Source organism: Mycobacterium sp. SMC-18 (genome assembly GCF_045310895.1).
In the GTDB taxonomy this organism is placed as follows: domain Bacteria; phylum Actinomycetota; class Actinomycetes; order Mycobacteriales; family Mycobacteriaceae; genus Mycobacterium.
On sequence record NZ_JBJIAL010000079.1, the window covers coordinates 1 to 8,743 of the forward strand.

Sequence of the window (8,743 nt, forward strand, 5' to 3'; positions counted from 1 at the left end):
CCATGACCCTGGCCTGCGGCCGCGACAACCGCCTGGCCGACACCGGCGGCTGGACCACCACCATGGGCCCCCACGGCAGAACCCACTGGACCCCACCACCACTACTGGACGTCGGCCAGCCACGGACGAATCACTACCACCACCCGACGCTCTACCCGACAGAGAGCGGAGACGATGACGGTGAAACAAACAGGCCCGCAAGCTAATCGGGCACCGCGCCACGGCATCCCATGCCGCGACGGCAGTGCCGCACGCGCCGCGGCGCTACGGGCCGAAAAAGAGCCGCCACGCCCGAGAGCCGCCGACGCCTACGTCGACGCCAACGCCGAGCCTCAACCGCGCCTAGGAGTTGCCCTTGTCACCGCGAATCGGCCGGCTGCCGTGGCCCAGCTTCGAGCTACGCGACGGCGATGCCCCCGCCTCACCGGCGCCCTTCGGAACGCCCGCCTGCGATCCGGCATCCTGGCCGCCGACATTCCGATCGTGGGATTGGCCGGCAGCAGTCACCGGCCCGTGCGGCATCGACTGCCGCGCCGTCGACCTGAGCTGCCCCGCCGCGTCGTCGTCACCGGTCGCATCCGGAGTCGCCACCCCGCCCTTCGGTGTGCGCGACATCGGCAAGGCCCGGCCCTTATGGGTCGCCTTGGGAGATGGCGTCACCGGGTCGGAGGCAGTCACGGTGCGTGCGGTGGGCGCGAGGGGCCCGGTCGACACGGCTGCAGTCAGCGTGGGCGTCGCCGAGACGGGTGCAGGCACCGCCGAGAACGGCAACAAGTTGAGGATCGGGGCAGCGATGGAGTTGAAAATTGTGAGCGGCACACCCACGACCAAGCCGTACAGGATGACGCCGAAGAAGACGAACGGGCCGAAGATCGCGGCCAGCTGGGGCGTGCTGACCAGCGGCTGGGCCAACGTCAGGAACGCCGTCGACAGCGCGGACACGATCGCCTGCTCGATGACGGCGACGGCGCCGGCCGGCTGCGGAGCGGGTAGTGCCGTCGCCGCCAGAGGCATTGGCGCCGTGCTGGATCCCGCCATAGATGTTGGCGCCGTGACGGATCCAGTCGTCGGCGTTATCGCGGCTACAGCACCGAAGCTGCGATCGGCCTCGGCCCGCCCTGCGGTCGCCACAAAGTCGGCGTGGGTGGCCAGGAATTGGTCCAGCGCGGCCCATTGCGCTGCGAGCAACATATTCGACGTATTCACCGCCGCTACCCGGACGGCACTGGCGACATGCGAATCACGCACCGGCGGGGCCGCGCCCACAAAGCCGATCACCACGATTGCGGCCGTGGCCACCGCGGCACCGACGTTCAGACGAGCCACACCGTTCAGGCGAGCCACACAACGAGAGCCGGCGTTGACCATTGCGCACCCCTTCCACGAAGGAGCGTCAGAACCACGGCAGCACCAACGCTCACCGCCGATAATTATCTCGCACGTCAATACGGATGGGCATCAGCCATCTGACGGACATTCCGGGGCGCGCGGCTGAATTCAGTCAGTCGCGGAAATCAGCCAGTCATTGCAGCCAGGCACCCAGCGGCCTTACTTTGCCAACAACTCGGCGTGCATATCCTCCAGCGCAACACCTTTGGTCTCGCGAACCCACTTGGCGACGAACACCAGCGACAGGAACGCGCACAGCGCGTAGAAGCCGTATGCGACGCCGAGCATGCTGCGCAGTTCGGGAAAGGTGACGGTAATGGCCCAGTTGGCGACCCACTGGCCGGCCGCGGCCAGACCCAGCGCCGCGGCCCGGATGCGGTTGGGGAACATCTCGCCCAGCAGCACCCACACCACCGGACCCCACGACATGCCGAACGCGACCACGAACAGGTTCGCCGCGATGAGGGCAACGGGCCCCTCGACGCCGCTGAGCTGGGGCACCCCGTTCACCTGCGGGGCGGTACCGAAGATGACCGCCATGGTGGCCAGCGTCAGCGTCATGCCGGCCGAGCCGATGAGCAGCAGCGGCTTGCGGCCGATCTTGTCGATCAGCATGATCGCGATGACCGTCGTCAGGATGTTCACCACCGAGGTGATGACGGTGATCAGGAACGACGAGCTCTCGTTGAAACCGACGGCCTCCCACAGCACGTTCGAGTAGTAGAAGATCACGTTGATACCGACGAACTGCTGGAACACCGACAGCGCCAAACCGACCCAGACGATGCCGTAGAGGCTCAGCGGTCCGCCGCCGGGCTTGCACATGTCGCGCCAGGTGGGCTTCTCCTCGGATTCGAGCGTCTGCTGGATGCGACCGATCGTGATCTCGAGGTTCTTCTCCCCCAGCAACGTGGTGAGCACCTTGCGCGCTTCCGGAATCCGGTGTGTGGCAACCAGATAACGCGGCGACTCGGGAATGGTGAAGGCCAACAGACCGTACACGGTAGCGGGGACGGCCATCAGGATGAACATCCAGCGCCAGGCCTCCAGACCCAGCCACAGCATGTTGCTCGCGCCACCGGCCAGATGCGCCAGCAGCGCATCCACAGCCAATGACAGAAAGATGCCGCTGACGATGGCCAACTGCTGTAACGACCCGAGCCGACCTCGAATGCTCGCCGGTGAGGTTTCGGCGATGTAGGCGGGCGCGATCACCGACGCGATGCCGACGCCGAGACCACCGACGACCCGGAACGCCACGAGCACCCAAATGTTCCACGCCAGCCCGGCACCGATCGCGCTGATCAGAAACAGCAGCGCGGCCAGCTTCATGACGGAGAGGCGGCCGATCCGGTCGGCCAGCCGTCCGGCCGTCACGGCGCCGACTGCCGCACCGAGCAGTGCCGAGGCGACGGCAATTCCCAGCGACTGGTCGTCGATCTCGAAGTACTGCTGGATGGATTTCACCGCACCGTTGATGACGGCGCTGTCATAGCCGAACAGCAGACCGCCGAGCGCCGCCACCGACGCTATGCGCACCGCACTGTGACCGGAGTCGAACTCCTCGTCATCGAAGATCGCCGTTGTGTCGTCACCGATCGGGCCATGGGACATCGGACGTCCTTTCGCAACGCTGCGTGGGGTGCGTCAACAATTGCACAGCAGGCCGCGCCACAGGACCAGAACCGGCGGCTACGAACACATTTCGGTGTAGATGTCACGAAGGTCCGCGACCCCGAGACCGGCCAGCGACTCGATGTGCCGGCGGCGTGGCCCGTCGGGCACCTCGACATCGTTGGGGACGACGAGCACGACGCAACCCGCGGCATCGGCCGACTGCGCACCGGTCACCGAGTCCTCGATGGCCAGGCAGTCCTCCGCCGCAACGCCGAGCAGTGCAGCGGCCCGCAGGTACGGCGCCGGGTGTGGCTTACCGTCGGGCACCTCGTCGCCACAGACCGTGACCGTGAAGTAATGGCTACCAATGGTTTTCAGTGCTTGTTCGGTCAAGGTGCGCCGGGTGTTGGTCACCAGCGCCAGCGGAATGTCGCTGGCGGCCAACGTCTCCAGCAACTCCTGCGCGCCCGGCCGCCAGGGCAGCCCCTGCTCGAACAGCTCACCGGTGTAGTCGTGCAGCCAGTCCGCGGACTCGGCCATGGACTCCGGCGTCGGGTCCAGGCCGAGGTCGTCGTAAACGATCCGCATGACGTTCTCCGCCGAGCCGCCCACCGTCGTCTCCCGGACGGCGTCGGTCAGCACCCCGCCCTTTTCGGCGTAAAAGGCATGCATCGCGACGTCCCACAGCTTTTCGGAGTCGACGAGCGTGCCGTCCATGTCGAACAGGACAGCTTTGAACATCTACTTCAGTCCTCCGGGTTGTAGCCGAGGTTGGGCGCGAGCCAGCGCTCGGCTTCCTTCAAGGTCCAGCCCTTGCGCCGCGCGTAGTCGGCGACCTGGTCCTGGGCCAAGCGGCCGACCACGAAGTACTGCGACTGCGGGTGCGAGAAGTACCAGCCGCTGACGGCGGCGCCGGGCCACATCGCCATCGACTCGGTGAGCTCGATGCCGGTCCGCTCGGTGACGTCGAGCAACGAGAACAGCGTCGTCTTCTCGGTGTGCTCGGGGCAAGCCGGGTAGCCGGGTGCCGGACGGATGCCGACGTACTTCTCGCCGATGAGCGCCTCGTTGTCGAGCTGCTCGTCGGGCCGGTATCCCCAGAACTCCTCGCGCACCCGCTGGTGCATCCGTTCGGCGAACGCCTCGGCAAGCCGGTCGGCGACCGACTCCAGCAGGATGGCGCTGTAGTCGTCGAGGGCGGCCTTGAACTCCATGATCTTGTCCTGGCTGCCGAGCCCCGCGGTGACCGCGAAGGCGCCGACGTAGTCGGCCAGACCACTGTCCTTGGGCGCGATGAAGTCACCCAGCGACTTGTTGGGGATGCCATCGCGGTGCTCGCCCTGCTGACGCAGGTTGTGCAGCGTGGTGAGCACCTCGGTGCGGGTCTCGTCGGTGTAGACCTCGATGTCGTCGCCGACGGCGTTGGCCGGGAAGAAACCGATCACGCCGTTGGCGCGCAGCCACTTCTCCTTGATCAGGGTGTCGAGCATCTCCTGGGCGTCGTCGTACAGCTTGCGGGCGGCCTCACCCGACGCCGGGTTGTTCAGGATGTCGGGGAACTTGCCCTTCATCTCCCACGCGTTGAAGAACGGCTGCCAGTCGATGTACTCGCGGAGCTCGGCCAGGTCGTAGTCGAGGAACTCACGAACGCCCACGCCCTGGGCCGGCACCGGCGGCGTGTAGCCGTCCCACTCGATGGGCGTGCGGTTGGCGCGCGCCTTCTCCAGCGTCAGCATGGGCCGCTCGTTCTTCTGCGAGTGCCGTTCACGAAGGGCCGCATAGTCCTTCTCGGTGGCCTCCATCAAGGCGGGACGCTGCTTGTCGTCGAGCAGCGCAGCCGCAACCGGCACCGAGCGGGACGCGTCCTTGACCCAGACCACCGGACCGCTGCGGCGCGGCGAGATCTTCACGGCCGTGTGGGCGCGCGACGTCGTCGCGCCACCGATCAGCAGCGGAATCTCGAGGCCTTCACGTTCCATCTCGACGGCGAAGTTCACCATCTCGTCGAGCGACGGGGTGATCAGACCGGACAGCCCGATGATGTCGGCTTTGTGCTCCTTGGCGGCGTCCAGGATCTTCTGGGCCGGCACCATCACACCGAGGTCGATCACCTCGAAGTTGTTGCACTGCAGGACGACCCCGACGATGTTCTTGCCGATGTCGTGGACGTCGCCCTTCACGGTCGCCATCACGATGGTGCCGTTGGTGTCCTTGGAGTTGGACGTCCCGTTCGCTGGGCCATCCCCCGTCGCTTCGCTCGCCCCTGCCTTCTCCGCCTCGATGAACGGCAGCAGGTAGGCAACGGCCTTCTTCATCACGCGGGCCGACTTCACGACCTGCGGCAGGAACATCTTGCCCGCACCGAACAAGTCACCGACGACGTTCATGCCGTCCATCAGCGGGCCCTCGATCACCTCGATGGGCCGGCCGCCGGCGGCGGCGATCTCGGCGCGCAGTTCCTCGGTGTCGTCGTCGACGTGGGCGTCGATGCCCTTGACGAGGGCGTGCGTGATGCGCTCGCGGACCGGCAAGCTGCGCCACTGCGCCGCGACCGGGTCCTCTTCCTTGCCCTTGGTGTTGAACCGTTCGGCGATCTCCAGCAGCCGCTCGGCCGCGTCCTCACGCCGGTTCAGCACGACGTCCTCGATGCGGTCCCGCAGCTCGGGGTCGATCTCGTCGTACGGCACCAGCGCACCCGCGTTGACGATGCCCATGTCCAGGCCCGCCTTGATGGCGTGGAACAGGAACACGGCATGGATCGCCTCACGCACCGGGTTGTTGCCGCGGAACGAGAACGACACGTTGGAGATACCGCCCGAGATGTGGACGCCGGGCAGGTTCTCCTTGATCCACGCGCAGGCCTCGATGAAGTCGATGCCGTAGGTCGCGTGCTCCTCGATGCCGGTCGCCAGTGCGAAGCAGTTCGGGTCGAAGATGATGTCCTCGGCCGGGAAGCCGACCTCCTCGGTCAGGATCCGGTACGCGCGTCCACAAATCTCCTTGCGGCGCTCCAGGTTGTCGGCCTGCCCCTGCTCGTCGAATGCCATGACGACGACGGCGGCGCCGTACTTGCGGCACAGCCGGGCCTCCCGGATGAACTTCTCCTCGCCCTCCTTCAGGGAGATCGAGTTGACGATCGGCTTGCCCTGCACGTTCTTCAGGCCCGCCTCGATGACCTCGAACTTGGAGGAGTCGATCATCACCGGGACACGGCTGATATCGGGTTCGGCCGCGATCAACTTGGTGAAGCGGTCCATCGCCGCGACGCCGTCGATCATGCCCTCGTCCATGTTGATGTCGATGACCTGCGCACCGACCTCGACCTGCTGCAGCGCGACCGACAGCGCGGTGTCGTAATCCTCGGCCTTGATGAGGTTGCGGAACCGGGCGGAGCCGGTGATGTTGGTGCGCTCACCGATGTTCACGAACAGCGAGTCTTCGGTGATGTTGAGCGGCTCCAGGCCCGACAGCCGGGTGGCCACCGGGATCTCCGGCACCTGGCGAGGTGCCTTGCCCTCGACAACCTTGGCGATCTCGGCGATGTGCGGCGGCGCGGTGCCGCAGCAGCCGCCGACCAGGTTGACCAGACCGGCCTCGGCAAACTCCTCGATGTAGCCGGCCTGCCGCTCCGGGGACTCGTCGTACTCGCCAAAGGCGTTGGGCAGACCCGCATTCGGGTAGCAGGAGACGAAGGTGTCCGCGATGCGCGCCACCTCGGCGATGTACGGCCGCATCTCGGGTGCGCCGAGGGCGCAGTTGAGGCCGACCGCGAGCGGCTTGGCGTGCCGGATCGCATTCCAGAACGCCTCGGTGACCTGACCGGACAGGGTGCGGCCGGACGCGTCGGTGATGGTGCCCGAGATGATCAACGGCCAGCGGCGGCCGCGCTCCTCGAACAGCGTCTCGATGGCGAACACCGCGGCCTTGGCGTTCAGCGAGTCGAAGATCGTCTCGATGATGAGGATGTCGGCGCCACCGTCGACGAGACCGTTCGCCGCTTCGAGGTAGGCGGCGACCAGCTGGTCGTAGGACACGTTGCGCGCGCCGGGATCGTTGACGTCGGGCGAGATCGACGCGGTCCGCGTCGTCGGGCCCAGAGCGCCGGCGACGTAACGCGGCTTCTCCGGCGTGCTGAACTCGTCGGCGGCCTGACGGGCCAGGGCGGCACCGGCGTAGTTCAGCTCGTAGGCGAACTCCTCCATGCCGTAGTCGGCGAGCGAGACCGCGTTCGCGTTGAACGTATTGGTCTCGAGGATGTCGGCGCCCGCCTCGAGGTACTCCCGGTGGATGCCCTCGATGATGTGCGGCTGCGTCAGGGTGAGCAGGTCGTTGTTCCCGACCAGATCGCTCGGCCAATCCTTGAACCGCTCGCCGCGGTAGCCGGCCTCATCCGGGCGGTCGCGCTGGATGGCCGTGCCCATCGCGCCGTCGATGACCATGATCCGCTGACCCAGCGCAGCCGTGAGTTCGGCGGTGCAGTCCGGGCGGACGTTCGGCACGAAGTTTTTCACCGGGGCGGCAGTCACATGCGTTCCTTCCATTGCGGAAGGCGTCCTTAACTCTGCCGAGCGTGGCGGACACCGGAAAACCCGGATCCGTTGCAACGCCTCTCGACGCCAAAGAGTCTACGTCGTCAGCTGACAGACGTTCGGACGCCCACGTTGGACAGTCGTTTGTCCAGTGCAGTCACCTCACCATGGTAGGTGGAACCGCCAAACCGGTTTGCCGGCCCGACCCGCCCCGGGGGTAGCACTCGCGGGTGCCGATAAGGGCTTACGCTGGCGTTGTGAGCCCGTCCGACCGGCCCCTGCCCCAGGGACTTGACCTGCCCGAACTGCACGATGCCGTCGTCGTCGCGGCGTTCGAGGGGTGGAACGACGCCGGAGACGCCGCCAGTGACGCCCTCGAACACCTCGATGCCATGTGGGAGGCGCGAGCGCTCGTCGAGATCGACGATGAGAGCTACTACGACTACCAGGTGAATCGCCCCGTGATCCGCCAGGTCGACGGCGTCACGCGCGAGCTGGTGTGGCCGTCGATGAGCATCTCCCACTGCCGCCCACCGGGTTCCGATCGCGATGTGGTGCTGATGCACGGCGTCGAACCGAACATGCGCTGGCGCACCTTCTGCGCCGAACTGTTGGCGATCCTGGACAAGCTCAACGTGCAGACCGTCGTCATCCTGGGCGCGCTGCTCGCCGACACGCCGCACACCCGTCCGGTGCCGGTGTCCGGTGCGGCGTACTCGGCCGACTCGGCCAAGTTCTTCGGGCTCGAAGAGACCCGCTACGAAGGCCCGACCGGTATCGCCGGGGTGTTCCAGGATGCCTGCGTGCAGGCCGGTATCCCGGCCGTCACGTTCTGGGCGGCAGTTCCCCACTACGTGTCACAGCCGCCCTGCCCCAAGGCCACCGTCGCGCTGCTGCGCCGGGTCGAGGACGCGCTGGACGTCGAGGTGCCGCTGGGTGACCTGCCGGCGCAGGCCGAGGAGTGGGAACAGTCGGTCACCGAGATGACGGCCGACGACGAGGAGATCGCCGAGTACGTGCAGTCGCTCGAGGAACGCGGCGACGCCGAGGTCGACATGAACGAAGCGCTCGGCAAGATCGACGGCGACGCCTTGGCCGCGGAGTTCGAGCGGTACCTGAAGCGCCGCGGCCGCTAGTGTCCTGCGCCGGGAATTCGTTGAAGATATGAACCGAGTCGTTCGAAGATCTCGTCGGCGGTCTTGGTCCAG

General features: G+C 66.7%; 5 protein-coding genes and 1 pseudogene. 2 read left to right on the forward strand and 4 right to left on the reverse strand.

The features are described 5' to 3' along the window. Positions 1 to 206: pseudogene (locus ACJH6J_RS29475) on the forward strand (HNH endonuclease); the annotation flags it as partial. Between the two features lie 136 nt (positions 207 to 342). On the opposite strand, the gene ACJH6J_RS29480 reads toward ACJH6J_RS29475, so the two are convergent. From ACJH6J_RS29480 to metH, 4 genes are all read right to left on the reverse strand, one after another. Beyond that, entirely contained in the window at positions 343 to 1,326 is a 984-nt protein-coding gene (locus ACJH6J_RS29480; RefSeq protein ID WP_212812012.1) for a hypothetical protein, read from the reverse strand. A gap of 222 nt (positions 1,327 to 1,548) precedes the next feature. Then, positions 1,549 to 3,003 (reverse strand): sugar porter family MFS transporter, encoded by a 1,455-nt coding sequence (locus ACJH6J_RS29485; protein WP_212812013.1) that lies wholly within the window; start codon positions 3,001 to 3,003, stop codon positions 1,549 to 1,551. Between the two features lie 78 nt (positions 3,004 to 3,081). Continuing rightward, positions 3,082 to 3,747: an HAD family phosphatase gene (locus ACJH6J_RS29490; protein WP_212812014.1), complete on the reverse strand. Its 666-nt coding sequence runs from the start codon at positions 3,745 to 3,747 to the stop codon at positions 3,082 to 3,084. A 5-nt stretch (positions 3,748 to 3,752) separates the two neighbouring features. After that, positions 3,753 to 7,547: a methionine synthase gene (gene metH / locus ACJH6J_RS29495; protein ID WP_406804969.1), complete on the reverse strand. Its 3,795-nt coding sequence runs from the start codon at positions 7,545 to 7,547 to the stop codon at positions 3,753 to 3,755. 266 nt (positions 7,548 to 7,813) lie between these two features. Between metH and ACJH6J_RS29500 the strand changes: the two genes are divergently transcribed. Next, positions 7,814 to 8,671, forward strand: coding sequence for a PAC2 family protein (locus ACJH6J_RS29500; RefSeq protein WP_346414815.1), 858 nt, complete (start codon positions 7,814 to 7,816; stop codon positions 8,669 to 8,671). Positions 8,672 to 8,743 lie beyond the last annotated feature (72 nt).